This is a genomic window from Nonomuraea maritima, from assembly GCF_900100395.1.
In the GTDB taxonomy this organism is placed as follows: domain Bacteria; phylum Actinomycetota; class Actinomycetes; order Streptosporangiales; family Streptosporangiaceae; genus Nonomuraea; species Nonomuraea maritima.
On sequence record NZ_FNFB01000007.1, the window covers coordinates 295485 to 321488 of the forward strand.

The 26004-nt window shown below is 69.7% G+C and carries 24 protein-coding genes and 4 pseudogenes; 14 read left to right on the forward strand and 14 right to left on the reverse strand.

Annotation, left to right across the window (positions count from 1 at the left end):
- Nucleotides 1-26: 26 nt before the first annotated feature.
- The 4 genes and pseudogenes from BLR04_RS41755 to BLR04_RS41330 all read left to right on the forward strand — a co-directional run bounded on the left by BLR04_RS41755 (nt 27) and on the right by BLR04_RS41330 (nt 3813).
- Nucleotides 27-1279: pseudogene (locus tag BLR04_RS41755) on the forward strand (transposase).
- A gap of 29 nt (nt 1280-1308) precedes the next feature.
- A complete protein-coding gene (locus tag BLR04_RS15520; RefSeq protein ID WP_090764678.1) occupies nt 1309-1920 on the forward strand; it encodes a class I SAM-dependent methyltransferase in 612 nt (203 codons plus the stop codon).
- Between the two features lie 60 nt (nt 1921-1980).
- Nucleotides 1981-2769, forward strand: a complete 789-nt coding sequence (locus BLR04_RS15525) for a P-loop nucleotide/nucleoside kinase family protein (protein ID WP_176903101.1) — start codon at nt 1981-1983, stop codon at nt 2767-2769.
- 456 nt (nt 2770-3225) lie between these two features.
- Nucleotides 3226-3813 (forward strand): hypothetical protein, encoded by a 588-nt coding sequence (locus BLR04_RS41330; RefSeq protein ID WP_218128960.1) that lies wholly within the window; start codon nt 3226-3228, stop codon nt 3811-3813.
- Between the two features lie 11 nt (nt 3814-3824).
- Here the strand turns inward: BLR04_RS41330 and BLR04_RS15535 are convergent, their stop codons facing one another.
- The 3 genes from BLR04_RS15535 to BLR04_RS15545 all read right to left on the reverse strand — a co-directional run bounded on the left by BLR04_RS15535 (nt 3825) and on the right by BLR04_RS15545 (nt 7265).
- Nucleotides 3825-4670 (reverse strand): recombinase family protein, encoded by an 846-nt coding sequence (locus tag BLR04_RS15535; RefSeq protein ID WP_245740268.1) that lies wholly within the window; start codon nt 4668-4670, stop codon nt 3825-3827.
- Nucleotides 4671-4940: 270 nt separating this feature from the next.
- Entirely contained in the window at nt 4941-6065 is a 1125-nt protein-coding gene (locus tag BLR04_RS15540; protein WP_245740269.1) for a winged helix DNA-binding domain-containing protein, read from the reverse strand.
- A 72-nt stretch (nt 6066-6137) separates the two neighbouring features.
- The gene (locus BLR04_RS15545; RefSeq protein WP_090764683.1) at nt 6138-7265 is read right to left on the reverse strand and encodes an epoxide hydrolase family protein; all 1128 of its coding nucleotides are present in this window, start codon (nt 7263-7265) and stop codon (nt 6138-6140) included.
- Nucleotides 7266-7327: 62 nt separating this feature from the next.
- Between BLR04_RS15545 and BLR04_RS15555 the strand changes: the two genes are divergently transcribed.
- On the forward strand, nt 7328-8314 hold the full coding sequence (locus BLR04_RS15555) for a helix-turn-helix transcriptional regulator (protein ID WP_176903102.1): 987 nt from the start codon (nt 7328-7330) through the stop codon (nt 8312-8314).
- A gap of 216 nt (nt 8315-8530) precedes the next feature.
- Here the strand turns inward: BLR04_RS15555 and BLR04_RS15560 are convergent, their stop codons facing one another.
- Both BLR04_RS15560 and BLR04_RS15565 read right to left on the reverse strand, forming a co-directional pair.
- On the reverse strand, nt 8531-8950 hold the full coding sequence (locus tag BLR04_RS15560) for an SRPBCC family protein (RefSeq protein WP_090764689.1): 420 nt from the start codon (nt 8948-8950) through the stop codon (nt 8531-8533).
- Nucleotides 8951-9006: 56 nt separating this feature from the next.
- Nucleotides 9007-9342, reverse strand: coding sequence for a VOC family protein (locus BLR04_RS15565; protein ID WP_090764692.1), 336 nt, complete (start codon nt 9340-9342; stop codon nt 9007-9009).
- Between the two features lie 88 nt (nt 9343-9430).
- Between BLR04_RS15565 and BLR04_RS15570 the strand changes: the two genes are divergently transcribed.
- Complete coding sequence (locus BLR04_RS15570; protein WP_245740275.1) at nt 9431-10063, forward strand: CGNR zinc finger domain-containing protein; 633 nt, start codon at nt 9431-9433, stop codon at nt 10061-10063.
- A 76-nt stretch (nt 10064-10139) separates the two neighbouring features.
- Here BLR04_RS15570 and BLR04_RS15575 read toward each other — a convergent pair.
- Nucleotides 10140-11131 (reverse strand): annotated as a pseudogene (locus tag BLR04_RS15575) (Tn3 family transposase).
- On the opposite strand from BLR04_RS15575, the pseudogene BLR04_RS42755 reads away from it, so the two are divergent.
- Nucleotides 11012-11362 (forward strand): annotated as a pseudogene (locus BLR04_RS42755) (hypothetical protein); the annotation flags it as partial. The pseudogenes BLR04_RS15575 and BLR04_RS42755 sit on opposite strands and share 120 nt — an antisense overlap.
- A gap of 151 nt (nt 11363-11513) precedes the next feature.
- Nucleotides 11514-12080, forward strand: a complete 567-nt coding sequence (locus BLR04_RS42345; protein ID WP_281191459.1) for a hypothetical protein — start codon at nt 11514-11516, stop codon at nt 12078-12080.
- A 107-nt stretch (nt 12081-12187) separates the two neighbouring features.
- Here the strand turns inward: BLR04_RS42345 and BLR04_RS15585 are convergent, their stop codons facing one another.
- Nucleotides 12188-13408 (reverse strand): Gfo/Idh/MocA family protein, encoded by a 1221-nt coding sequence (locus BLR04_RS15585; protein ID WP_090764698.1) that lies wholly within the window; start codon nt 13406-13408, stop codon nt 12188-12190.
- Nucleotides 13409-13480: 72 nt separating this feature from the next.
- Between BLR04_RS15585 and BLR04_RS15590 the strand changes: the two genes are divergently transcribed.
- The gene (locus BLR04_RS15590; RefSeq protein ID WP_090764701.1) at nt 13481-14584 is read left to right on the forward strand and encodes an ROK family transcriptional regulator; all 1104 of its coding nucleotides are present in this window, start codon (nt 13481-13483) and stop codon (nt 14582-14584) included.
- Between the two features lie 15 nt (nt 14585-14599).
- On the opposite strand, the gene BLR04_RS15595 is transcribed toward BLR04_RS15590, so the two are convergent.
- Nucleotides 14600-15436 carry a phosphotransferase enzyme family protein gene (locus BLR04_RS15595; RefSeq protein WP_218128966.1) on the reverse strand — a complete coding sequence of 279 codons (837 nt, stop codon included), beginning with the start codon at nt 15434-15436 and terminating at the stop codon, nt 14600-14602.
- A 316-nt stretch (nt 15437-15752) separates the two neighbouring features.
- Here BLR04_RS15595 and BLR04_RS15600 point away from each other — a divergent pair, with 316 nt between their 5' ends.
- A complete protein-coding gene (locus tag BLR04_RS15600) occupies nt 15753-16817 on the forward strand; it encodes a class I SAM-dependent methyltransferase (RefSeq protein WP_218128968.1) in 1065 nt (354 codons plus the stop codon).
- A gap of 39 nt (nt 16818-16856) precedes the next feature.
- Here the strand turns inward: BLR04_RS15600 and BLR04_RS40645 are convergent, their stop codons facing one another.
- The gene (locus BLR04_RS40645) at nt 16857-17321 is read right to left on the reverse strand and encodes an SbtR family transcriptional regulator (protein WP_176903075.1); all 465 of its coding nucleotides are present in this window, start codon (nt 17319-17321) and stop codon (nt 16857-16859) included.
- Between BLR04_RS40645 and BLR04_RS15610 the strand changes: the two genes are divergently transcribed.
- Nucleotides 17248-17874 carry an SDR family NAD(P)-dependent oxidoreductase gene (locus BLR04_RS15610; protein WP_176903104.1) on the forward strand — a complete coding sequence of 209 codons (627 nt, stop codon included), beginning with the start codon at nt 17248-17250 and terminating at the stop codon, nt 17872-17874. The two genes, BLR04_RS40645 and BLR04_RS15610, sit on opposite strands and share 74 nt — an antisense overlap.
- A 266-nt stretch (nt 17875-18140) precedes the next feature.
- Here BLR04_RS15610 and BLR04_RS42570 read toward each other — a convergent pair.
- The 4 genes and pseudogenes from BLR04_RS42570 to BLR04_RS42350 all read right to left on the reverse strand — a co-directional run.
- Nucleotides 18141-18356 (reverse strand): annotated as a pseudogene (locus BLR04_RS42570) (alcohol dehydrogenase catalytic domain-containing protein); the annotation flags it as partial.
- A gap of 145 nt (nt 18357-18501) precedes the next feature.
- Nucleotides 18502-19170 carry a cytochrome b/b6 domain-containing protein gene (locus BLR04_RS15620; protein WP_090764714.1) on the reverse strand — a complete coding sequence of 223 codons (669 nt, stop codon included), beginning with the start codon at nt 19168-19170 and terminating at the stop codon, nt 18502-18504.
- The gene (locus BLR04_RS15625; RefSeq protein WP_218128970.1) at nt 19127-19840 is read right to left on the reverse strand and encodes a molybdopterin-dependent oxidoreductase; all 714 of its coding nucleotides are present in this window, start codon (nt 19838-19840) and stop codon (nt 19127-19129) included. Before BLR04_RS15625 ends, BLR04_RS15620 begins: the two co-directional genes overlap by 44 nt.
- A gap of 63 nt (nt 19841-19903) precedes the next feature.
- The gene (locus tag BLR04_RS42350) at nt 19904-20038 is read right to left on the reverse strand and encodes a hypothetical protein (protein WP_281191460.1); all 135 of its coding nucleotides are present in this window, start codon (nt 20036-20038) and stop codon (nt 19904-19906) included.
- Between the two features lie 186 nt (nt 20039-20224).
- Here BLR04_RS42350 and BLR04_RS15630 point away from each other — a divergent pair, with 186 nt between their 5' ends.
- From BLR04_RS15630 to BLR04_RS15640, 3 genes are all read left to right on the forward strand, one after another.
- Nucleotides 20225-20779, forward strand: a complete 555-nt coding sequence (locus BLR04_RS15630) for a CGNR zinc finger domain-containing protein (protein ID WP_090764720.1) — start codon at nt 20225-20227, stop codon at nt 20777-20779.
- 462 nt (nt 20780-21241) lie between these two features.
- Complete coding sequence (locus tag BLR04_RS15635; protein WP_090764723.1) at nt 21242-22864, forward strand: ABC-F family ATP-binding cassette domain-containing protein; 1623 nt, start codon at nt 21242-21244, stop codon at nt 22862-22864.
- 166 nt (nt 22865-23030) lie between these two features.
- On the forward strand, nt 23031-25487 hold the full coding sequence (locus BLR04_RS15640; protein ID WP_218128972.1) for a BTAD domain-containing putative transcriptional regulator: 2457 nt from the start codon (nt 23031-23033) through the stop codon (nt 25485-25487).
- 198 nt (nt 25488-25685) lie between these two features.
- Here the strand turns inward: BLR04_RS15640 and BLR04_RS15645 are convergent.
- Nucleotides 25686-26004 (reverse strand): transposase (locus BLR04_RS15645; RefSeq protein ID WP_143022060.1); only part of this gene is annotated, 319 nt, incomplete at its 5' end.

The window sequence follows — 26004 nt, forward strand, 5'->3', positions numbered from 1 at the left end:
ACCTGCCCGAGCTGCTGCTGGAGGTGATGGGCCGCGCTTCGGAGTTCGAGGCCGCGTTCACCTCGGTGGCCGGCAAGGTGAGCAAGCTCGCCGACTTCCACGTCTCGGTCGCGGCCTGCCTGACGGCCCAAGCGCTGAACATCGGGTACGCGCCGGTGGTCAAGGCGGGCACGCCGGCATTGGAACGCGGCCGGTTATCGCACGTGGTGCAGAACTACCTGTCAGCGGAGACCTACACTCTGGCCAACGCTCCGCTCATTGATGAGCAGGGCAAGATCGGTTTCGCCCAGGCACTCGGCGGTGGGCTGGTCGCGGCGATCGATGGAATGCGGTTCGTGGTCCCGGTGCCCTCGATCTACACCCGCCCGAACAAGAAGTTCTTCGGCCGGTCGCGCGGTGTCACGTGGCTCAACATGATCAATGACCGTGGGGTGGGGCTTGGGGCGAAGGTCGTCACCGGGACGGTGCGTGACTCGCTCCACATGATCGATGTGGCGTTCCGGCGAGACGGCGGACCGCGCCCTGAGGTTCTGGTGACCGACACTGGATCTTACAGCGACGTCGTGTTCGGCCTGGTCCACCTGCTGGGCATGCAGTACCGGCCCGCGCTGGCCGATATCCCCGATCAGAAGGGCTGGCGTATCCAGAACGCCGACTATGGCAGCCTGTCCCGGTTCACACGCGGGAAGATCGACCTGGAAAAGATCAAGCGACATTGGAGCGACATCCTGCGAGTCGTGGTGTCGATCTACACCGGTGAGATCCGCGCCTACGACGTGATGCGCATGATCCAGCGGGACGCAACCCGACCCCGCTCGGGGAGGCGATCGCCCACTACGAACGGATCTTGAAGACCCTCCATATCCTCACCTACGCCATCCTCACCTACGCCGTCGAGGAGCCCTACCGGCGCGACATCAAGGGCGTACGCAACCTGCAAGAATCCCGCCATGCACTGGCGGGGAAGATCTTCCACGGCAGGAAGGGCGAGATCTACCAGCGCTACTACAAGGGCATGGAAGACCAGCTCGGCGCGCTCGGCCTGGTGCTCAACTGCGTCACGCTGTGGAACACCTTCTATATGGACCGGGCGCTCGATCAGCTCAAAGCCGAGGGCTATCCGCTGGCCGAGGAAGACGTCGCGCGGCTGTCGCCCTTCGTCCGCCAGCACATCCACGTGATCGGCACCTACTTCTTCGCCCAGCCCGACCTCGGCCCCGCTGGGGTCCGGCAGCTCCGCAACCCCGATGAGCCGGATTGGGAAGAAGACATTCTCTAGCCCGTCCAAAACCTGGCAATATCCGCAGGATGGAAGATCCCACCGCTCGGACCACCGCCACGTATGACCGCATCGCCCCCGTCTTCGCCTCCCGCTCCGAGAACCCCGACGCCGCGTTCCGCGCCTTTCGAGCGCGCTTCGCTGCCGCGCTGCCCGCCGGAGGACGCGTCGCCGACCTAGGATGCGGCCCGGGAAGGGACGCGGCCTGGTTCCGAGAGCAGGGGCTCTCCCCGGTAGGAGTGGACCGCTCAGCCGCCATGGCCGCATTGGCCGCCGACCGCGGCGTTCCCGTGGCTCTGGGCGATCTGCGCCGCCCCCCACTGGCTCCCGGCTCGTTGGCGGGGTTGTGGTCGGTCGCGGCCCTCCTGCACGTACCGGCCGCCGAGACCGTCCCCACGCTGCGCGCCTGGCACGCAGCCCTGCGCCCTGGGGGCGTGCTCGGGCTGAGCACTTCGACCGGCGACGGCGAGGTCTGGGAGCCGGTCCCGCACGACGAAGGGCTTCTGCGCTGGTTCGTACACCGCAAACCGCGCACGCTGCTCGCGGTCCTCGCCGAGATCGGCTTCGAGGTACGCGAGCACACCGAGAGTGCCACCCACCGCACGTGGCTCAGCGTGCTCGCGATCCGCCGCGAGGTTTGAACCACCCGCGTGCCGCTGCCCGCGCTCACTATGACAGTGCGAATCGGCAAGGGCGTCAGCGTGCGCACCACGCTGCTCGACGACCGCGACTACGTCACCGACTACGTCACCCTGCTCAAGCTCCACCTGGCCCGCGCCGGGCTACACCGCCGGGCCGCTGTTCCCCGCCGCCCACCGCGCCTGCGCGCACCCAGCGCATCAATGCTCCCCACGGCGATCCGGCCAGAAGGGTTGGAGCAGATTCCGCTCTCTTCACAGGCCCGGCATCATGATCGGGTGGACAGACTCTTAGTGCTGGTGAACGGCCTACCTGGGTCCGGAAAATCGACCTTGGGCAGAGCCCTGGCCGCGCAATTGGGCGCGCGACTGCTGTCGAAGGACTCCGTGAAGGAGGCGTTGGAGACGTGCGTGGACGACGTCGCGTCCATCCCGGGGTTCGGCGGCATCGCCATGGAAACGGTATGGGCACTGGCGCGTGCTATCCCGGGAAGCGTGGTAGTCGACTCGTGGTGGTTTCGGCCGCGTGACCTGCTGCACGCGAAGGCCGGGATCGAGAGCACGCGAGCCGACCGGGTCGTGGAAGTCTGGTGCGATGTGCCCGCCGAGGTCGCCAGGGAACGTTACGCGAGTCGACGGCGAAGCACCCTATACCAGGACGAGCGGCGCCTGGCTGACGATTGGCAGACGTGGGCGGCGAAGGCTGAGCCGCTGGGCCTCATACCCACCGTCATGGTCGACACAAGCCGGCCCGTTGATTGTGTCTGGTTAGCAGCGCAGATCAACCATCACACGACGCGGCCGGACCCCATCGGTAAGGGTCTCATCTCGGAGCCCAACTACTCCGATTAAGCATCACTAGTTTAGAAACAGGCTGTCCAGCGACATCGCCCTTAAGCGGAAACGATCGCTGTCGCAGCAGACCGGCAAGCGCTGTCACATGTCGTCGACAGAACCACCGATGCGTGGTGCATGCCCGAGAGGTCTTCCGCCGGGCGAGTCTCCGGCTAATCATGATCGCGGCCATGGCAGCGCGATGAGAGCCTGATCCACAACGTCAATCCGAAACCCCATGGGGGCATAATCGGTCGATTGCGCCCCCACGGGGTCCCAGTAGCAATGAAGAAATTTCCAACGAAGTAGCACCTGACCTGCGCTAACGGCGCATCATCCGACTGAGGTCTCAGTTCGATCACGGTAGAGATGACCGCGAGGTCGGCGCTTGGAACGGCAAGGCGATCGTCAGTGCAAGGCACAGCGTCGATCGAGCAGGGCGAAACTCTCGGCAGTTCGTGAAACGCTGCTGTGATGTCGGGATTCACGCGCGACACCAAGCGCTACGGCGACAGGCTCGTGTACGAGGCGCTCGGCTCGAAGTGGCGCCGCTACCACGACACCCATTGCAGGTGCGGCCTGAACTGGGTCACCGAGCACGCCGAACCGGCCGGATTCACTGTGGTGCGCTCCGACACCGGTTGGGTTGCCCTGATCGGCCCGGGCCAGACCGAGGACGTCGACGAATCCGCGCTGACCACCGATGCTCTCTGGGAGGCCGTCACCGGTAAACCCGGCCTGGGCTGGCCGGAGTCGGTGAGGGTCATCGACCGGGGGGAGGCTAGCTCAGCGATTCCTCAAAGACCGGTACCCTCCGCCGCTGCCAAGCAGCGCGAACGTCGTCCCGCAGCGGAGCCCTGGCCGGCCACCGACAAGCAGGTGAAGTACCTCACCACGCTGGTCGGCAAGGTCGGGCGCGAGCGGTTCGACACCGCATTCAACGTGGTGGTTCACGGTACTGAGATCGCGCCGCGCGGAGCCGACGAACGGACCGGCCAGGCGCTGCGACGCCTGACGAGAGCTGCTGCCCGCAAGCTGATCACTGCTTTGGTCGGCCCCTGACTCGGCACTTCTCACGTTCCTGTTTCCGCCGTGTTCTGTTGGTCGTGGTCGCGCAGCATGCGCATCACGGTGGCGGGTGAGGGGCGCCGGCCCTTCTTCTTGCCCTGGGTGATGACGAGGCGGGTGGCGATCTCGCGAAGGCTCAGTTCCTGATCGCGCAGGTGCAGGGCCATGGAGAGCATGGCGGGATCAGTGACGGTGGCGCCGCCGATGGCCTTGCCGTTCTTGCGGGCGGATTCGTGGCCTTCCAGGGTGCGGTCGCGGATGTACTCGCGTTCCATCCCCGACAGTGCGGCCAGCACGGTGAACACCACGCCGGACGGGTCGTGGCTGCCTTGCAGTTCGCCGGTGAGGAACTCCAGGCCGACGCCCACGGCGCGCAGTTGTTCGGCGAGCTCGGCCAGAGCCAGGCCGCGGCCGAGCCGCTTGTGCTCGTGGACGACCAGGGTGACCGCGACGCCGGAGGCGCACATCTCCCGGGCCAGGGTGACGGCCCGCTCGAGTTCGGGGCGCCGCGTGGCGCGGGTGGAGATCTTCTCGGAGAAGACCCGGGTGACTCCGGCGGCCTTGAGGGAGTCGAGTTGGATCTGCAGCGACTGGCGCACCGTTGAGGCGCGGGCGTAGCCGATCTTGGCGTGTCCGGACGTTCGGGTGCCGGCGGCGGGGCGGGGTAGTTCCACCCATGCGGTGCCGGGTTTGCGCAGCGGCGGGGTCGGTACGTTGAGCACCTTGGCCAGGGACGGCACGAGTCGGAACCTGGCGGTGTGGTACAGGGCGGCCACCTTGCCCCGGCCGGTGCGGCAGGGCGATCCGGCCGGGGCGGCGCAGGAGGACATCGGGCAGTCGAAGGCTTCCACGCGAGAAAAGTCGTCGCCGCTCACCCCGCGATCGTTTCATGAATGCGTTTCAAAGCTCCAGGGATTTGAAACGACTCATGGAACAGAATCGGGGAGGGAGCGCCCTGGACGGGCGGACGCCGAGGAGCTGTTTCATAGGTGAACGCCTATGAAACACCTCCCTGGTTTGAACCCGGCCACCGAAACGCCCCTTGTGATGTGTCCTGGACGCGGTGGATCAAGTGCCATGGCAAGGAGGGAGAGCTCCGCGGGCAGCGAGGACTCCTCCGGCTACCGGTCGCTGTGGTCTCGGTGGCCTGGGGCGGTGAAGCGGATCTCGCGTGACGCTTTGGGGGCGAGCAGGTTCAGCAGGCCGTCGCCCTCGACGGTCAACGCGTCGCGGTCGAGCGCGGACAGTGATGCGAACGGGTGCACGGTCAGCGTGGCTGTGCCATGTGTGGTGGTGAACGTCCAGGTCGCTGCGGTGAAGCCGTCGAGGAGCACCAGGCGAGGGACGGGGCCGTGCGGTTTGAAGTTCTGCCGGCGGAGGCCGTCGGTGATCACTCTGGAGCGGTCGTGGTGTGATAGCAGCAGGTTGTCGAAGTCGTACAGGAACCGGGCGGGCGCGTTGACCTGTGGATCGGGCCGGGGCGCGTCGGGCAGGTCGAACAGTTCCGCGCCGTTCTCGTCGCGGAAGGTGGCCAGGCGGGGCCGGAGCCGGTCGAGCACCTCTGTCAGCCGGGTCAGGCCGCACCAGGTCTGCACGTCGCGTACGGTCGCCGGGCCGAACGCGGCCAGGTAGCGCAGGACCATCTGGTCGATCGTCTGGTCGGTACGCAGCGGCGCGCCTGCCCACGACTCCAGCGGCGCGTGGACGGTCCGGCCGGTCGCGCCCCACACGCCGCGTGGCGGGGTCTGGACGACCGGCAGGAGGTTGCGCACCGCGTAGGCGAGGCTGGCCGGGCTGCGGTCCGGCCAGCGCTGGGCCAGCTGCCGGCCGAGCTCGCCCGGGGTGCGGGGCTTCTCGTCGAGCAGCTCCCGGCCTGCGGCGGCCACCTTGCCGGTGTCCAGGTCGCGCATCGCCCGGCCATGGGTGTGGTTGGTGAACAGATCACGGGCCAGTACCGGTTGCAGGAGCGGGCGCAGTGTGAGCGCGTCGGCCGTGCTGACAAGATGGATGGTCGAGCGCATGAGGGCGATCCGCACCGCCTGCCGTTGGGTGAGCAGCGCCGCGACCTTCTCGGGCCGGCCCTCGGTGAGCCTGCTCCACAGTCCCACGTACCAGGTGTTTGGGGTCTGCGCCTGCAGGCCCACCAGGTGTTCGATGGCCTGCAGCGGGGTGAGGTCGGCACGGCGCAGGAGTAGCTGCCGGTCGAGGGTGGCGCGGTTGAGGGCGCGGCGGGTGAGGGTCTGCACGGTGGCACTCCGGAAAGTTGAGATCGCGGGTACGTGCGGCGGGTGTCCGCCGCACGTACCGCTCGGCACGGTTCAGCGCAGTTGGCGGAAGAAGCCGCGGATGTCGTCGATCAGCAGGTCGGGCGCGTCGTGGGCGGCGAAGTGGCTGCCCGTGTCGTAGACGTTCCAGGACAGGATGTTCTTGTGGTCGCGCTCGGCGAACGGGCGGATCGACTGGAAGTCCCAGGCGAAGTTCGCCAGCCCGAGCGGCACGGTGGTGGGTTCGGTCGGTTTGCCGGTGGCGTGGAAGTCCTCGTAGTAGAGGCGCGCGGATGACGCGGCGGTGTTGGTGAGCCAGTAGATCATCGTGTTGGTCAGTACGTAGTCCGGGTCGAGGTTCGGGCCGAGCAGTTGCGCGTTCCAGCCCAGCTGTCCCACCGGCGAGTCGGCCAGCGCGTGGGCCAGGGTCTGCGGTGCGGTGGACTGCAGCTTGTCGTATGCGCCGCCGTTCTCCAGCCACCACTGCAGGAACTGGACCTTCTTCCGGTCCTCCTCGGACAGGCCGGCCAGCTCGGCCGGGTCGCCGGAGGGGAAGGAGAAGACCTGGGTGACGTGCACACCGATGACGTGCCCGGGATCGTGGCGGCCCACTTCGGGCGAGATGAGCGAGCCGCCGTCGTTGCCGTGCGCGCCGTAGCGCTCGTAGCCGAGCCGGCGCATCAGCTCGGCCCACGCCCTGGCGACCCGGTAGCGGTTCCAGCCCGGCTCGGTGGTGGGGCCGGAGAAGCCGAAACCGGGCACCGACGGGATCACCAGGTGGAAGGCGTCGGCCGGGTCGCCGCCGTGGGTTCGCGGATCGCTCAGCGGGCCGATGACATCCAGGTACTCCACGATCGTGGTCGGCCAGCCGTGCGTGAGCAGCAGCGGCGTGGCGTCCGGCTCGGGTGAGCGGACGTGCAGGAAATGCACGTTCTGGCCGTCGATGTCCGTGGTGTACTGCGGGTAGGCGTTGAGCTTCGCCTCCCACGCGCGCCAGTCGTACCCGTCGCGCCACCGCTGGACGAGGCCCTGCAGGTACTGCAGCGAGACGCCGTAGTCGGTATCGGCGTCGGGCAACTCGTCGGCCCAGCGGATTCGGGCCAGGCGCTCGGTCAGGTCGTCCAGGTCGGCCTGCGGGATGTCGATGCGGAATTCGCGGATCAAGTCGCGGGTCTCAGTCATGTCGTAGACTCTGCCGAGCCATTAGGAAGACTTTCTTCCTAATGGTCTGAGATCCTGAAAAGGTGTTGGAAACCTCCGCCCGCCTCCTGCGGCTGCTCTCCCTCCTGCAAACCCCGCGCGACTGGACCGGCGCCGAACTCGCCGAGCGCCTCGGAGTGAGCGGGCGGACCGTGCGCACCGACGTAGAGCGCCTGCGCGGCCTCGGCTACCCGGTGCAGGCCACGCGCGGCGCCGCCGGCGGCTACCGGCTCGGTGCCGGCGCCGCGATGCCGCCGCTGCTGCTGGACGACGAGGAAGCGGTCGCCATCACGGTCGGCCTGCGGACCGCCACCGGCGGCGCCATCGCGGGGATCGAGGAGGCGTCCCTGCGGGCGCTGGCGAAGCTGGAGCAGGTGCTGCCGTCCCGGCTGCGCCGCCGGGTCAACACCCTGCAGACCTACACGGTGCCCGTGCCCCGCGACGACGCGACTCCCAGCGTCGACCCGTCGCTCCTGACCACCCTGACCGCGGTCTGCCGCGACCGGGAACGGCTCCGGTTCGACTACCACGACCATTCCGGCGCGGCCACGGTGCGTACCGTCGAGCCGTACCGGCTGGTCAACTGGGGCCGCCGCTGGTATCTGCTGGCGTGGGACCTCCAGCGCGGCGACTGGCGTACCTTCCGCGTCGACCGGATCCGACCCCGCACCCCGACCGGCCCCCGCTTCACCCCGCGCGACCTGCCCGACGACGACGTCGCCGCCTACGTGTCACGCCGGGTGTCCGCCGCCGCCTGGCGCTACCAGGCGCACGTCACCGTGCACGCGCCGGCCGAAGTCGTCGCCGAACGGATCAGCCCGGCGGTCGGAACGGTCGAACGCCTCGACGAACACACCTGCGTCCTGCACACCGGCGCGGACACGGTCGAGACCCTCGCTGTCTACCTGAGCCTGCTCGGCGCGGACTTCGACGTCGCCGGGCCGCCGGAACTCCTCACCCACCTGCGCCGCCTCGCCGACCGGTACGCACGGTCGACCACCTCGTCTGCACCCGGTGGTCCAAGCGGGTGAGCGCCCGCCGCCCGCATGACCACAACACTGCCGGCCTCCCTGACCGCCCCAGAGCCATCGGAGACACCGGAGACACCGGTCACGAGTAAACGGGCGCGGCTGATCGCCGGACCAAGCCGGACCGGCCTGCCGCCGAATGGTGGGCAGCCCCGTTCGGTCACGCAGCTGGTCACAGTCCTCACGGGGAGGACCGCGACCAGCAATGACGCGGCTGACCTAGCCGAGGTGCTCGCTGGAGGACTCCACCGTCTGCTTGAAGATGTTCAGGCCGTGGCCCATTCCGGCGCCCATCGGGATGGTGAGGTCGTCCGGTTGCACGTCGTGGATCCATACGAACCGGCTGCGGCCGTCGCCGTGCGGGATGACTTGCATCGAGGCGTTGTCGTGTTCCGGCTGCATGGTGCCGCCGATGACCGAGAAGACGAGCCGGCGCAGCTCATCGTCGAGCGCGATGAGCCGCTCCCGCACCACGGTTCCGTCGGCGAACGTGACGACCCTGACGTCCGGTTCGTCGAGCCGGCTGTCGGTGACGAAGCCCGGCGCCATCCGGACGGGGCCGTCGGTGAAGTCACTGATGATCGCCCACACGGCCGCGGGGTCGGCATCGATGATGATCTCTTTGTGCACGGAGGCCATATCTGTCTCTTCTGTAGTGGTGGTGGGATACCGGCGTCGCGCGGTGGCGAGTTCGTCTATGCGGCGACGACGCAGAACTGGTTGCCCTCGGGGTCGGCCAGCACGACCCAGCCGTCGAAGCGCCGCACTTCACTCGCGCCAAGGGCCCGAATCCGACCGACCTCGCCTGCCAGGTCATCAGTGGACAGGTCCAGGTGCAGCCGGTTCTTGCCCTCCCGGCCCTCGGGCACGGCCTGCAGGGACAGGCCCACGCCGCTCTTGTTCGCGTCCTCCAGGTAGGTGGCGCCTTCGTCCGAGGACGCGACCTGGTACCCGGTAACCGCCTGCCAGAAGGCGGTGCTGCCGGCCAGGTCGTTCGTGTCGATGCAGATGTTGCCGATGCTGATGCTCACCAGCGACCCCTTCTGATCTAACTGACGTACCAATTACGTCGGTTAAGTAACCTACCATCGCCGATAGCCGGATAGGCTGCGAGACGTGATGGATGAGCGTGCCACCGAGCCCGTGCCGGACAACCTCGCAACCGGGACGGCACCGATGCCGCTGCGCGTGATCGAGGAGTTCATCAACACCCGCCGCCGCGACGGCGACGAGATCGCAACCCCGCAACAGCTGGCGACGTGGTTGCACGCCCGCGGCCTGATACCGGTCGACACGGTGGTGAACGCCGAGCAGCGCGACCAAGCCGAACGCATCCGCGAGGGACTACGCGCACTGATCGCCGAGAACAACACCGAGCCGGTCTCCAGCCCGCGCCCGGACGGCCTCAACCCCGCCGCCCGCGCCGAACTCGCCGACCTCACCCGCGACTTCCCGCTGATGCTCGACGTGACCGTTTCCCCGCCCCGACTGGTCGCCCGCGCCCGGGGGTCGGTGGAGGCGGCGCTGGCCAGGCTCCTCGCCGTCGTGGCCGAGGCTGTGCCGGAAGGCACGTGGACGCGGCTGAAGGCCTGCCGGGAGCCAAGCTGCCGATGGGCCTACTACGACCACTCCCGCAACCGGCGCCGGACCTGGTGCTCCATGGACATCTGCGGCAACCGCGCCAAAGCCCGCGCCTCTCACCACCGCAAGTCCACCGCGCCCTTGACCGCGGACCAGCCGACAAACCGATAACCCCGCGCCGTCGGCCCGCCGGCCTCGCTCCGTCCGGGCAGGTGCGAGGCTTTTGCCCCTCTTCGAGGGACTCAGGTCACGGGGTCAGCCCCAGCTCGCGCAGTTGGACGGGCCGAAGCGGCCGCCAGCCGCTGGTGTCGAGCTTGGCCAGCTCCGCCTCGACGTCAACGTTGATCACGCCGAAGAAGTTGATGTTGTCGCTGTGGCCGGGCGAGATATGGGAGAGGATCTCGTCGCTCACCTCCCGGCCCTGGGAACGCAGCTCCAGCACCGCCCGAGAATAATATTCTGTCGTCCAGGCGACCACCGAGTTGGTCAGCAGGGTCAGGCACCACGCCTGCTCGGTCTGCTGTTCCAGGTGCGGGCGAGTGATGGTGCCCTGCTGGGCGTAGTGCAGGTCGCGGCGCAGCGCGTGCAGGCTCTCGCCCTTGTTCAATTGCCGCGAGATCTTCCGCCCGAAGGCCGGGTCCGAGAGGTATTTGGCCAGGTGGACGGTCCTGCTGAGCATGCCCCACTCCTTCAGCGCGGCGGCCAGGGTGTTCTGCCGCGATGCGGCCGACCACCTTCCGACGATCAGCGAGGCGGTGGCCTGGCCGTACTTCAGCGACCCGGCCATCCGCAGCAGGTCCGGCCAGCAGCCGGCCACCAGGTCTTCATTCCAGCGCGCGCCCAGCAGCGGCCCGGCATGCGGGTAGCGCTTGGCGATCTCAGTCGGGGTGTCGTCCCGGACCAGGGTGACCCGGGTCAGATCCCGCATCCTCGGGGTGAGGGCTTTGCCGACCAGGTCGAACAACGCAAAGTTGATCAACGTGGCGCCGTGAGTATCGGTCGCATGCTCGGCGATCGGAAGGTCGGTCGCGTTGCCCAGGAAGTCGTCCAGGACATAGTGCGCCTCCCGCGCCGTCGGCACATGATCTTCGTGCCGTACGTTGACCACTGGTCGGAGACATGGGTGTAGGTGGACAGCACCTGGCCGCCGTGAATGACCATGGTCCGGCCGGTCAGCGTCTTGCCGCGGACGGGGAACCGTTGGCCGTCGGAGGAGCTCATGGTGCCGCCGCCGAACACCCTGGCCAGCTCCAGGCCGTAGTGGTGGTCGACGATGATCGTGTTGTGCGGTGGCGCTGCGGCGACGCCCGCCAGCGCCACGCCCTGTCCGCCCTGCTCGCCGCCGGCGCCCCCGCCTATGAGGACCCCGCCACCTCCAGCCGCCAGCTCTCCCTGGACCGCGCCGGATTCACCCGGTTGCTTCACGAGGCCGCCGTCGGCGACACCATCCGCATCGCCGACGCCGCCCGCCTGTTCCGCTCGGTCGCCGACATCCTCGCCCTGCGCCCGGTGCTCATCCGCCGGGGACTGCACCCTGCGCGTCGAGTCCGGCCTGCTGTCGGGGATCGACCTGGCCAGCGACGACCCCGGAACCAAGATGATGGTCTCCGTCCTGGCCGCCGTGCTGGAGTTCCAGCGCGACATGATCAGCGAGAACACCCGCGAGGGTGTCGCTGCGGCCGAGGCGGCTGGCAAGACCCTGGGCCGCCCCGCCGCCCTCGACCCGAGCACGGCGACCGCCATCGTGGCGGCCTACCGCCAGGGCACCGCAGTCAAGGCGCTGGCCCGGCAGCACCGCGTCGCCCCCAAGACCATCCGCCGCGTTCTCGACGCCGCCGGCGCCCGCTACCTGTCTGGCCCGCTCGACATGCCCCCAATCCGCCCCGGCGAGTTGGACGATGTGCTCGCCCCACAAGTGGACGTGGTCCTCGACGTGCCCGGACGACTCGCCGATCTACTGCGCATCGCCGGGGACGAGGTCGTCCGCCTGGCCCTCGTCTCAGGACGGAACATCCGCCGCGGCCCCGGCTATTCGGTCCGCATAGTGGCCCCGCTCGCACTTCACCGCGCCATGCTGGAGCAGAGTGCTGCCGCCGCCGACAGCGCTGGCCCGGCTGAGCGCAAGGCGCACCGGGTGTACACCGCCCGCGTTGCAGCCGTCGAGGCTACCCAGCCGCATATGCCGTGACCTGCGAAAACCCTTCGGCGAGACACATCCGAACGGAAAGTCACGGCAAGCCGCTCAACTCCGCTCCGCTAACGGGACTTTTCGTTCGGATGCTCGTCATGCCCCGCCTACAGGGTGACGACGGTTCCGGTGAGGCGGGCCTCCTCCGCCGCCCACGCGATCTCGTGACTGTGCAGGCTTTCGCGGGGGTCGGACAGGATGGGGGACCGGTCGTTGCGGCTGAGGGCGTCCAGGAACGCCGTGACCAGGCCCTGGTCGCCGCCGCCGTGCCCGTCCGCGGGCGGGTTCGTGTCGATGACCTCGACGTTCCCGGTCACGAAATCGGTCACGGTGAGCTTGGCGCCGTCGCCCTCAAGCGAGCCACGCGTGCCGAAGATGCGGGTCTTGCGCGGAGACATGGGGGAGAAGGCGGTCATGGTGAACGAAGCCGTCGCGCCGCCGTCGAAGTCCAGGTTGACCACCTGGTGGTCGACCACGTCGTTGTCGCACGCGTACACGCACCTGCCGTAGGGGCCATCGCGCAGCGCGCGCAGCACGCCCGCCTCCGTGACGTCCTCGCTCAGCACGGACAGCGGCCAGCGGTTCTGGCCGCCCACGAAAGGCAGGTAGATGCGCTGGGCGTCGTAGGGGCACTCGTCCGCGACGGTGCAGTCGAGACAGCGATCCGCCGCGCCCGCCGGCTGGTTCTCGGCCGTGAAGTGCTTCAGGCCCCCGAACGACGACACCCGGGTGACCCGGCGGCCCATCAGGTACGTCAGCCAGTCGAGATCGTGGCACGACTTGGCCAGCAGCATGAACGTGGCCTGATCGCTGCGACGCCAGTTGCCGCGCACGTAGGAGTGAGCGTGGTGCCACCAGCCGACAGGCTCCAGGTGGTCGATGGTCACGATCTCGCCGAGCCGCCCGCTGTCGAGCACGGCTTTGACCTCGCGGGTGTACGAGGTGTACCGCATCACGTGACAGACGGTGAACAACACCCCTGTCCGTTCGGCGGCCGCCACGATGCGCCGGCAGTCCTCCAGCCGGACGGCCATCGGCTTCTCCAGCAGGATGTGGTAGCCGAGCTCGGCCAAGCGCACCGCCGGTTCCACGTGGCCGGCGTCCAGCGTCGCGATCACCACCGCGTCGGCGAGCCGCGGCTGCTCGGCGAGCTCGCGCCAGTCGCCGAAGCCCACGGCGTCCGGGTGCTCGGCGAGCAGCGCCTCCCGGCGCCGCGGATCGGGCTCGGCCACGGCGGCGAGTCTGGCACGACCGTCCATCGTCGCGTACTTCGTGTATGTCGTCCCTCGGTCGCCCGCACCGACCAGGGCCAGATCAACCTGCCGCATGTTCCCCACCTCAATTATGAGAAGACGCGACGTAAAGCTAAGGTTGGTGCAGTCAGACCGTCAAGGGGCTTTATGAGAACTCTCGGCGATACTCACGACACCGCCCTGCTGCGCCGCCTCAACACGCGTGCCATCCTGCTCGCCCTGCGCCAGAGCGGGCCGCAGACGCTGACCCAGCTCGCGCGCGCCGCCGGCCTGTCGCGGCAGACCGCGGAGGCGGCGCTCTCCGACCTGACCGAGCGAGGGCTCGCGCGCGAGGTCGCGCCGACCGAGGGCCGGGCGGGGCGACCCGCCCGGCGCTTCACGTTCAGGGCCGAAGCGGGTCACGTCCTCGGGCTGGACGTGGGGCCGCGGCGAATCCTCGCCATGCTGGCCGACCTGAACGGCGACGTGATCGAGGAGCGGCGGCTCGACGCGGACGAGCACACGCCCGCCGCCGAACGCCTCGTGCTGGCCGAACGAGCCGCCACCGCGTGCGTGGAGGCGGCCGGGTCGGCGCGTGGAGGCCTGTGGGCGGCAGCGGCGGGCACCTCGGGTGTCGTCGACCGGTCCGGCAGGGTGTCGGTCTCCACCATCGTCCCCGGCTGGACCGGGCTCGACCTCGCCGGCCAGGTCGGGAGATGGTTCGGTTGCCCCGGGTTCGCGGCCAACGACGCGAACCTCGCGGCGGTCGCCGAGCACTGGCGGGGCAGCGCTCGCCATGTCGACGACCTGGTCTACGTGCTCGCCGGCTATCGGTCAGGACACGGCTTGCTGCTCGACGGCCGGTTGCGTACCGGCCGCACCGGCAGTGCCGGTGAGCTGGGCGGATTGCCGCTGTCCGGATGGGAGGACTCGTCCGTCGTGCTCGCGGAGGCGGGACGGGACGCGGCGGAGATCTTCGAGGCGGCGCGGGAGGGCGACGAGCAGGCACTCGCGGTCGTGGACCGGCTCGCGCACGGGATCGCGCGCGGCGCGTCGGCGCTCGTGCTCGTGGTGGACCCCGAGCTGGTCGTCGTGGGCGGCGGGTTCTCGCGCGGGGGAGAGTCGCTGCTCGCCCGGATCCGGGCTCACCTGGCCGAGATGTGCCTCAACCCTCCCGAGGTCACCCTGTCCACGTTCGGCGAGGAGAGCATCGCACTCGGCGCGGTGCGCATGGCCCTGGACCACGTCGAGAGGGAACGACTCGGCCTGTGACCGGCCACGCCATGCTCAGCGAACGGCGATCTCGGCTGTGATGGCCGGGCCCTCCTGCTGGATCCACGTCTCGGCGCGGGGGAGCCGATCCTTCGCGCCCTCGTCCCAAAAGCGCCGGAACACGGGGTCTTGTTCAGCTGCGGTGCGCATGTTGACGTGGAACCGGCCGATCATCGTGCCGGCCGCGGAGACCAGGATGCGACGCTGCCGCGGCGTCATGCCGTACGCGTCGGCAAACACCGCGACACGGTGCGGGATGTCGAGGTCGCGGAAGGCGGGCGCCCGGTCCTCGGGATGCATCAGCGGCGCCCAGTAGTAGAGGGCGTTGGCGAGGTCGTCGACCCGCGTCGTGGGCTTGGCCAGGTCGAAGTCAATGAGCGCCACGGGCAGGCCGTCACGGAAGACGACGTTGCCGGGGCAGTAGTCGCGGTGGCTCACCAGCGGCGGCTCACCGTCCGGGGTCGAGGTCCGGACCCGTGTCCCGGGGATCCCGCCCCAGACGGCGTCCTCGGGCGCGACCCAGCGCTCGGCGGCGTCGTGCAGTCGCCGGATGAGCTGCGCCAGTGCGACCAGCACCTCCTCCCTCGCCGTCTGCGGCGGGAGCGGTTCACGGGGAACGTCGCCGGGGACGAAGGACAACACCTCGCGTCCGCGCTCGTCGAGCCCGAGAGGGACGGGCGCTCCTGAGAAGCCCTCGGCGTGCAGGTGCGCCAGGTAGGCCTGGATCGTCAGGGTGAAGGGCCGGACCGGGCGGCGCACGGTGTCGCCGACCCGCACGATGCCTTGGGTGACGCCGTCACCGACCAACGGCACCTCGTCCGACTGATCGACACCACGACTCAGGTCGTTCACGAGCCCTCCACCTGTGTTGGTTTCAGCAGCGATCCGGGCGCGTCCTCGTCCCGGCTCCTGGGCCGGGACGGACGAACGGCTCTGACCGCGTCTCGCCGAGGCCTTGGTGTCCGCGGTCGAGGCCGCGCAAGATCTTCTCACGGCGCCTACCTCGAAGACGCCGCCTCAGGCTCACCGAACCCCGGATCGCGCCCGGATTCGTCGTCATCTGTTCGTATAGAAGGCGCGGACACCGGTTAGGTACTTTCCCCCACTACGGACGTCTGTCTCGCGGCTCAGCGTGCGGCCACATCGATGAATGACAACGGGGGACATCATGGGAAAGACGCTTGATCAGGATCGCGTGCTGGAATTCCAGGAACGCGTGATGATCGACAGCGGTGCCGCCTTCGCGGGCCTGTGCACGTCGATCGGCGTCCGGCTCGGGCTCTACGAGGCGATGGCCGGAGCCGGGCCGCTGACCTCACAGGACCTCGCCGCTCGCACCCGCCTCGACGAGCGGTACGTACGGGAGTGGCTGGCCTCCCAGGTGGCCGGCCAGTACGTGCTGTACGAGCCCGGCACGGACACCTACCTGCTCACCGACGAGCACGCCGCGGTGCTCGCGGACCCGGGCGCCGCAACGTACTCGGCAGGGGCGTTCACCATGCTCCAGTCGCTCTACGCCAGCGAGGACGCGCTGGTGGACGCCTACCGCACGGGCGAAGGCGTGGGCTGGCAGGAACACGGACCGGCACTGTACGAGGGGGTGGCCACGTTCTTCCGTCCCGGATATGCGGCGGCCCTGGTATCGGAGTGGTTGCCGGCCCTGGACGGCGTCGTGGCGGGGCTGGAGCGAGGCATGTCCGTCGCCGACGTCGGCTGCGGCTTCGGCCACAGCACGCTGCTCATGGCGCGGGCGTTCCCCAACTCCCGCTTCCACGGCTTCGACTTCCACCTCCCCTCAATCGAGCGGGCGCGGCGCGCGGCGGAGGAGCAGGGACTGGCGGAGCGCGTCACCTTCGAAGTCGCGGCCGCGGGAGACTTCCCCGGCGGAGACTACGGCCTGATCACCTACTTCGACTGCCTGCACGACCTCGGTGACCCCGGCGCCGCGTTCCGGCGGGCCGCGCGGGCGCTGGCCGTCGGCGGTGCCTGCCTGGTGGTCGAGCCGAACGCCGCCGCGGCGCCCCAGGACAACATCAATCCGATCGGCCGGTCGTTCACCGCGACGTCCGCGACGCTGTGCCTGCCCGGGGCGGTGGCGCAGAAGGGGCCGTACGCGCTGGGGAACCACGCCGGCGAGGACGTCCTGCGGACCATCGCGCACGAGGCGGGCCTGCGCAGCTGGAAACTGGCCGCGGAAGGCCCCGCCAGCCGTGTGTACGACGTCCGGCGCTGACGTGGCGGGTCGGCCGTTCCGGCAGCCGGCCCGGGCAGGTCATCGATCGACGGGCGAGGCGCGCAACCCTGCGAGAGCCAGCCGGAGAACCCGTTCGCGCTGGGCGTCGTCGACGTACTCGACAGTGCTGATGCCGGCGAACATCCGCAGGAGGTCGTCGATCGACGGCTCGGGGTTTGCGACGCCGGCGCGTTGCGCGCGCTCAAGCAGCGGTCCGCCGGCGTCGCGCATCGCCTTGCGGTGGGCCTGGAAACTGTCAGTGGTGCGGTTGAGCGCGTCGGAGTAGGCGAGCTTGGCGCCGATGTAGTCGACGAAACGGCGCAGCCATGCGGCGAGCGCCTCCCAGGGGGGGAGGTCGCCGATGTCGGCAGCCGCGCGGCACAGCTGCTCGACCTCCTCGCGGTGGACCTCTTCGACGAGGTCCTCGCGGGTGGGGCGCGGCGCACAGGCGGCCGCCGAACTCGCCGCCGCCGGCGTCACGGTTCGGCCCGTCCAGATGGACATCACCGACGAGGTCTCGGTCAGGAAGGCGGCCCAGTTCGTCGAAGACGAGTACGGCCGCCTGGACATCCTGGTCAACAACGCCGGGGTGCTGAACCGCAAGCCCGCCATCGAGGTGTCAGCCGATGACATGCGCCTGGAGTTCGGTACGAACGTGTTCGGCCTGGTCCGCGTCATCCACGCGATGCTGCCGCTGCTGCGCGAATCCTCGGCCGCGCGGATCGTCAACATCTCCAGCGACTCGGCCATCTTCGCGAAGGCCACCGAGCAGGGCTCGATGTTCGCCCGCTCGCACGAGTCGTTCTCCTACTCCGCGACCAAGACCGCGGTGAACATGCTGACCGTCAAGTACGCCAACGCCTTCCTGGACGATCCCGAGCTGGCCCACGTGAAGATCAACGCCGTGACGCCAGGGTACGTCGCGACCGACCTGAACGGTTTCCAGGGGCACCGCAGCGCTGACGAGGGCGCCCGTGCTCCGGTGTACTGGGCCACGGTCGGCGACGACGGAGAAACGGGCGGCTTCTTCGACGAGAACGGCCGGGTGCCCTGGTGATACGGCGGCCCCTCCCACCGGGGACAGCGAAGGTCCCGTATTGGCGTGCGCTCGGGCTCGCGAGGACGACTCCGCGCTGTCGAGCAGGTCGATCGCCCGGCCCGCCGGGTTGGCGTGGTGGTCTTGAAGAGGACACGAGCGTGCGATGATCCGCCGATGGCCTCACCCGTGGATGCCGCCGTTTCCACCGTGCGTACCAGGTGCAGCGCCGGCGCTGATACGAGTTCGGCGTACGCGCTCGCCGGCCGAGGGAGCAGCGGCATCCCGAACACCTCGTCGCCGGGCCTGAACCGCCACGTCCGCGGTGACTTCTCGACCACGCCGCTGATGTCCCGGCCGAGGATGAACGGCGGCCGGCCGATCAGCGGGAACTCGCCGGCGCGAAGGCGCGCCTCCAGCGGGTTCAGCCCGATCGCCCTGACCCGGACGAGCACCTCGGTCGGGAGGGGCTGGGGCTCGGGCGTGTCCACGATGGTGAGCACCTCGGGACCGCCGAGTCGCCCGGAGCGTACCGGGCCGAGACTGAGGACTGCTGAGAGGCGGTTGATCTCGTGGTCGACCGCCTGCCGTCCGGTTGCGGACAGGGGGCGGTGGCATCCGACGCGGGCCGCCTCGGGAGCGGCGTGATCAGGGTGAACCTGTCCGGCGGCGGTCCTCCTGCAGCCATTCGGAGTGTTCTCGCCGCGCCCACGCCCGGTCCACGATGCCGGTACGCATCCCGCTGCGTGCCTGCGGATCGCGATACGCCAGCCTGATGTGCCCCAGCACGACCAGAGCGATCGCCAGAGCCGTCACGTCGTGCACGAAGATGGCGTTCGTCCGCGAGATGATCGGCAGGAGTCCGGTGAACCACATCAGCAGCCCCGTGAACATCATGATCGGCACGGCCCCCGCGATCCACCCGGCGTAGATCTTCTGACCGGCGTTGAACTTGCCGGCGGGCCGGAGCGCAGGAGAGGTCCAGCCCCTGCGGACGGCTCGCAGCCACTCCGTGTCGTGGCGCGCCCAGCGGTTGAGCTTGCGCAGGTCGGCGCGGAAGGCGGAGGAGGCCAGGCCGAGCAGGTACGGGGCCGGCAGCAGGATGCCCGACCACTCGTGGACGACGACCACGAGGTGCCGACGGCCGACCAGTTGGGCGAGCGGCGAGAAGTACAGGCAGGCAGCCGCTCCTACGCACAGCAGCATGAGAGCGGCCGTGGCGCGATGGACGAGGCGCTCGGCGCGGGTGAAGCGCCGTACGCGACGGGAACGCTCAGACGGATGCGTCGGCGTCGTCGAGCCAGCCGTCGACGTCATAGCCGTACTCCTCCCAATAGCCGGGGACGACCGTGTCGGTGACCGTGATGCCGGACAGCCACTTGGCGGACTTGTAGAAGTACATCGGCGCCACATAGAGCCGCACGGGTCCTCCGTGTTCGTGGCGCATCGGCTCGTCCAGCATCCTCAAGGCGATCAGCACGTCAGGGCGGCGGGCCTGCGCGAGTGTGAGGCTCTCGCTGTAGACGCCGTCGAAGCAGGTGAAGCGGATCGCCTTGCCCTCCGGCCGTACGCCGGCCGGCTCCAGGAGGTGGGAGAGCGGCACGCCGTCGAAGGGGGTCCGCGGAACTCGCCAGCCGTCGGTGCACTCGACGTCACCGACGACCCGGCGCTGCGGCATGGCGCGCAGGTCGTCGAGCGTGTACGTCGCGGGGCGCTCGACGAGGCCGTCGACGGTCAGCCGGTAGTTCGTGTCGTTCTTACGGGGCACCGAGCCCGCCACGCTGAAGTAGCGGAAGCCGCCGGGGTTGGGCAACAGCCCGGTGAGGCCGGTGGGGTCGTTCTGCGAGACGGTCCCGAGGATCTTCTCCCAGCCGCCTTGGACGTAGGGGGCCGCGACGAGACCTGCGGCGCCGGCGGCGAGCATCGAGAACATCACCCGCCGCGCGATGGGCGGCCCGCTTTCGGGTCGTTCTGGTGAGTCGGTCACAGGGCGATTCGAGCAGGTGCGAACGCCATTCGCGCACTTCAGGGGGTGGCCGTAAGAAATCCGTCAGGTCTGTCTCTTTTGTGCATCACCGGCTTGACCGGTGACGATGGTGCTGTCAGCATCGTCACCAGTTGGACGGGTGACGCCATCGAGGCCCACCTGTTCGGCTCGGTGATTGCCGGGCGAGGAGATCGCCATGGCACACATGCCGTACATGCGGAAGGAGCATCATGTCGCGCACGTCGAACCTGCTGAGGACGTTGTCGGTGGCCGTACTCGTCGCAGCCGTCGCCCTCGCCTGCTTCGCGCAGGTGTGGTGAGCTCGCCGCGCCCGCGTCACCTGTCCGAGCAGTAGGACCGGGAGTCACCTGTCAAAATGGTGACGTGAAGCACGTGTTCATCTGCGGCAACCCCGCGCTCGACCTCGCCTGCACGCTCCGCGCGCGCCGCACGGCACGCGTCGAGACGCTCGACACACCGGACCGGCTCGATGCCTGGTACCTGGAGTCCGGCATCACCGACTCCGTCTCTCCTTGCGCCGAGACGGATCTGGGCCGGGCGGTGGCGGTGCGCGAGGCCGTCTACGTGCTGGTCACCAACAGGCTCGCCGGTGATCCGTACGACAGCGAGGCGCTCGCCCTGGTGAACGAGACCGCGCGCACGCCCTCGGCCACGCCCCGGCTCACCGTCACGGGGCGGTGGGTCGAGGCGACCCCGGCCCAGGCGCTGTCCAGCGTGGCCAGGCACGCCATCGAGCTGCTCAGCGGGCCGGACGTGCCGCTGATGAAGGAGTGCGCCGACCCCGAGTGCACCAAGATCTTCGTCGACCGATCACGTGGCGGACGCCGGGAGTGGTGCGGCATGGAGTCGTGCGGCAACAAGCGCAAGGCGGCCGCCTATCGGGCACGCAAGAAGTCACACGCGGCCGCCACGCGCTGACCCCAGCGCTCGCAGCACCGCCCCGACAGCGGGGAAGACGTTCGATCAGTTCGGCGTCGTCAACGAGACGTATACGGACCACGCCTATGGTCTTGAGTCACCCGACACCCCCTCGAACCGCCGAATCGTGCGTTCCGCCGGGCAGCGGCGGGCGGTTACAGTGAAGGACGCTCGTGTACGACAGTTCGAGGAGACCAGACGTGGCAGGTGACGACGACATCTCCGGGTGACACCGGAAGTTGATCGGCCCCGGCAGGCGCATATGACCGCCGCCGACGTGCCTGGTCGTCGTTCCCCATTCCCTGTCCCCTCGCCGGGTGGCGCAGCGCTGCCCGGACCACGAACGCACGAGGTCTCTCGCATGTCCCATGCGTCCATCATCCGCTCCAGCCTGTCCTTTTCCTGGCCTGACGACACGGCCGTCCTCGAGCGCGCGGCCGCTGGAGACCGGGGGACCCGCCGGTGAACGACGCGCTGCTGGCCCGCGATCTCGTACGGACGCTGGGCACGCGTCGCGTGCTCGACGGCGTCTCCCTCACCGCCGCACCCGGCCACCGGATCGGCCTGATCGGCGAGAACGGCGCGGGCAAGACCACCCTGCTGCGGCTGCTGGCCGGGGTGGACGAGCCAGATTCCGGCACCGTCGCACGACCTGCCGACCTGGGCTTCCTGCACCAGGAGATACCGTTCGACGACGGGGCCACGATCGCGGACGTGGTCGATGACGCGCTGCGCGAGGCGCGTACGGACCTGGCCGAACTCGACCGGCTCACCCGCGCGCTGGCCGAGGACCCGGACGACGCCGGGCTGCTCGACGCGTACGGGAACAGGCTCGACCAGGCACAACAACGCGCGTCGTGGGACGCCGACCGGCGCGCGGAGATCGTCCTCGACCGACTCGGTCTGGGCGGCGTGCCGCACGGGCGCGCGCTCGCGTCGTTGTCGGGCGGCCTTCGTGGGCGGCTCGCCCTGGCGGCACTGCTGATCAGGCGGCCCACCGCGCTGCTCCTCGACGAGCCGACCAACCACCTGGACGACGCCGCCGCGGAGTTCGTGGAAGAGCAGCTGCGCGGCATGACCGGAGTGGTGGTCGTGGCCAGCCACGACCGGGCGTTCCTTGACGCGGTCTGCACGGACCTGCTCGACCTCGACCCGGCGGTGGACGGCCCCGTCCGGTACGGCGGCGGCTACGGGGCCTACCTGGCCGACAAGCGCGCCGAGCGGGAGCGATGGGAGCGCCGCCACGCCGAGGAGCAGGAAGAGCTAGAAGAACTGCGCCGCGCCGTCGCGGTGACCTCGCAACGGATGGCACAGGAAGGGTTGAGGCGCGACAACGAGAAGATGGGCTACGGCCACCGTGGGGGGCGCGTGCAGCAGCAGATCTCGCGACAGGTGCGCAACGCCGCCCGCCGCCTGGCCGAACTGGAACGAGACCGCGTCCCCCCGCCACCGGCGCCGCTCCGATTCCATGCTCGCCCCCTGGTCGCCGGCACCGTCTCCTGCGAGGCCGAGGACGAGACCCTTGTGGCGTTGCGGGACGTACGGGTGCCTGGACGGCTCTCGATCGACCGGCTCGACGTGGCACGGGGAGAACGGTTGCTGGTCACCGGACCGAACGGGGCGGGCAAGTCGACGCTCCTTGCGGTGCTGGCCGGACGGCTGGCCGCAGAGGGCCAGGTGCGGCGCCGGAGCGGACTGAGCGTCGGGCTGCTGACCCAGGACACCGTGTTCGAGCGGCCGGACCGGACGGTGCGGGAGACGTACGAGCTGACGCTCGGCGCGGAGCGCGCCGAGTCCGTGCCGCTGCGCTCGCTCGGCCTGATCAGCGCGCGAGACGTGGACCTGCGCGTGGAAGAGCTGTCGGTCGGTCAGCGCCGCCGACTCGCCCTGGCGCTGCTGGTAGCGGATCCGCCCGAGGTGCTGCTGCTCGACGAGCCCACCAACCATCTCTCGCCCCGCCTCTGCGACGAGCTCGAAGAGGCTCTGCACGCGGAGGGACCCGCCGCGATCGTGATCGCCAGCCACGACCGCCGGCTGCGCTCAGGCTGGCGGAACCGTCACATCCGCCTGCCGGCACCTCCTTGACGGATGGCGAACGGAGACGGGGCGGACCGTCAGGGTGACGTACACGTACACCGTCACCTGACGCTCGCGAGGGCGCGCGGGCCGCACGTACCGTACCGGCAGATACTGCCGCGAACCTCGCATCGGGTCCGCCGCGTGGACTCTCACGAAGGGAATCTTTCCGATCTTGATCGGACAGCCGAACCACATCCCGGCGCGGTTCACCATCCTGGGACCGCCCGCCCTCTACCGCGGTGACGCGCATCTGGATCTCGGCACGCCGCAGCAACAGGCCGTCCTCATGGCGCTGCTGGCCGGTGGCGGCGGATTCGTGCGCATCGGCGAGCTCGTCGACGGACTGTGGGGCGACCGCGCGCCGGCCACCGGGGAAGCCGTCGTCCGTACCTACATCTCGCGGATCCGGCGGCTGCTGTCGGAACACGGGCTGGACTCGGCGATCAGCTCGCGGTCCGGGAGCTACGGTCTCGACCCGGCACTGTTCGAGCTGGACGCCACCGAGTTCGACGATCTGGTCGAAGCCGCCAGGCAGGAGCGAGCGGACGGGCACCTGTCGGTGGCCGCGAAGCGTCTGGAGCAGGCGCTCGGCCTCTGGACGGGTACGGCGCTCGCCGGAGTCCCCGGCGAGGCCGCGGAACGCGAGCGGTTCCGGCTGGAACGGCTGCGGCTGACGGCCGCGCAGGAGCTGTTGCGGCTCCGCCTGGACCTGGGGGAGCACGCCGACGTGGTGGCCGAGGCCCCGCTGCTCATCGAGCTGAACCGGCTCGAGGAGCCGCTGTACGAGCTCTACCTCATCGCCCTGTACCGCAGCGGCAGGCGGGCGGAGGCGCTGGAGGTCTACCGGATGGTGTACGACCTGCTCAGTCGTGAGCTGGGCGTCGGCCCTGGGCCGCGGTTGCGGGCGATCCACGACAGGATCCTGCGGGCCGACGCCGACCACGACGAGCTCGCGGCCCCCTGGACCAGTGGAGCGGAGCTCCCCCCGGACGGGCCCGAGCAGCGCTTCGTCGCCAGGAACGCTGAGCGCGGCATCTTTCGTTCCATGCTGACCAGCGGCCGGCGCGCCGGTCTGCTCTTCTTCTGCGGCCCCGCCGGCATCGGCAAGTCGACGTTGCTGCGCCGGCTCGCGGACGACGCCGAAGCCGCGGGGCGGCGCGTGTGGCGGATCCACGGCGCGGCCGAGGAGCCGCGCGAACGCCTCCTGCGATGCGCCCAGGAACTCGCCGGGGCGGCCGAGCCGGTCCTGCTCGTCGACGCGTTCGAGGAACTGCGCGATCTCGAGGCGTGGCTGCGCGACGAGTTCCTACGGCGGCTGCCCGGCGACGCGGTCGTCGTGGTGGCGGGACGGGACGGGCCGAGCGCCGCCTGGCTCACCGACCCGGCCTGGTCGGGGACGCTGGTGGTCCGGCACCTCGACACCCTCAGCGACGCGGAGTCGGCGGCGCTGCTGGAGGCCCGCGGGCTCGACCCTGGCCTGCGCGGGTCGGTCGCGGATTTCGCCGCCGGACACCCCTTTCCCCTGTCGCTCGCCGCCGAGGTCGGCAGGAGCATGTCGGCCACCGGACTTCCGCTGCGGCGCGACGCCGTACGGTTCGTCGTCGACAAGGTGCTCGAACGGCTCGCCGGTCCTGCGCCGACACCTCTGCACCGGTGGGCGCTGCACGTGTGCGCGCACGCCCGCCACACGACCGAGGACCTCCTCGCCGCCGTGCTGCCGGACGGCGATGCCACCGAGCTGTTCGACTGGCTCCGCACGCGGCCCTACGTCGAGACGGCCGCCCACGGCCTGGACGTGGGCGGCGTGCTGCGCGAGGCCCTCGACCACGACCTGCGCTGGCGCGACCCGGCCGGCTACGCGCGCATGCACCTGCGGATCCGCCATCACGTCATGGACGATCTGCTGCGCGACGCCCGCTCCCCGCACGCGTACGTGGCCGTCATGCGCACGATCGGCCACCTCCGCCGCCGTGGCGGAGTCATGAGCCGGTACGTCTCCCAGGCGGGGGACGGGAACGTCCGGCTGTCGCAGGCCGCACCTGGCGACCACGAAGAGCTCGTCACCATGGCACGCACCTCCCACGGCGAGCTCACGGCCGGATCCGTCCGGTTCTGGCTCGGCCGCCGGCCTGAGGCGTTCACCGTTCTGCGGTGCCGCACGACCGGGCGCCTTCGCGGCTTCATGAGCTGGCTGACCCTGCGCAGGCCGGAGCCGGCGGAACTGGAGGCTGATCCGGTGGTCGGTGAGATCTGGCACGACATGAGCCGGCGGACACCGGTGCCTCCCGGTGCGCACGTCGCCGTCGCGCGGCACCTCATCTGCCCTGCCTTCGAGGCCGGACCGTCTCCCATCACGGACGTCTTCCAGGCACGGATGCTGCGGGCCTGGCTCCACGAACCGGGGCTGGCGGCATCGTACCTGGTGCTCGTGAACGGGCCGTTGTGGCGGCCGTTGATGGCGTACCTGGGGCATGACGAGCTGGAGTACGTCCGCGCTGATCATCCGTACGCGGTTTTCGGCCACGACTGGCTGGCCGACCCGCCGCAGCGATGGCGGGACCACCACCTGGACGAGGAGCTGTCGGGCGAGCTGGGCCTGTTCCGCCGCCAGGACCAGGACTCCACCTGAGCGGACATCGTGGGCGGCATGAGCATCGGTTCGGGGTTGTCGTACACGATCCGGTCCGGCACGCCGATTCGGGCGTACGGGCCGGCGTCGGCGCGCCGCGCCCACGCGACCAGCGCGGCCGGATCGACGAAAGGCACCGCGAGTCCCAGCGTCATGCTCCGCTCTCCGCTCCTGAAAGACATCCCAGGAGCGTAGATGTCAAGCCGCAACGAACTCTGCGTGATGCGACCAGGCGGTCGTCTCGTCGTAGAGGGTGTCGGTTTTGAGGCATCCGTGCAGGATGCCGACGAGCCGGTTGGCGACCTGACGCAGGGCGGCGTTGTGACTGGAGCCGCGGGCTCGTTGCCGGTCGTAGTAGGCCCGCGCGCCGGGCGAGAGCCTCAGTGCGCTGAAGGCCTGGGTAAGCAGGGCGTCGATGAGCCGGTCGTTGTGGATGAACCGGGCCAGGGCGACCTTCTTCTTGCCCGACGCGCGAGTGATCGGGGAGGTCCCGGCGTAGTTCTTACGGGCTTTGGCG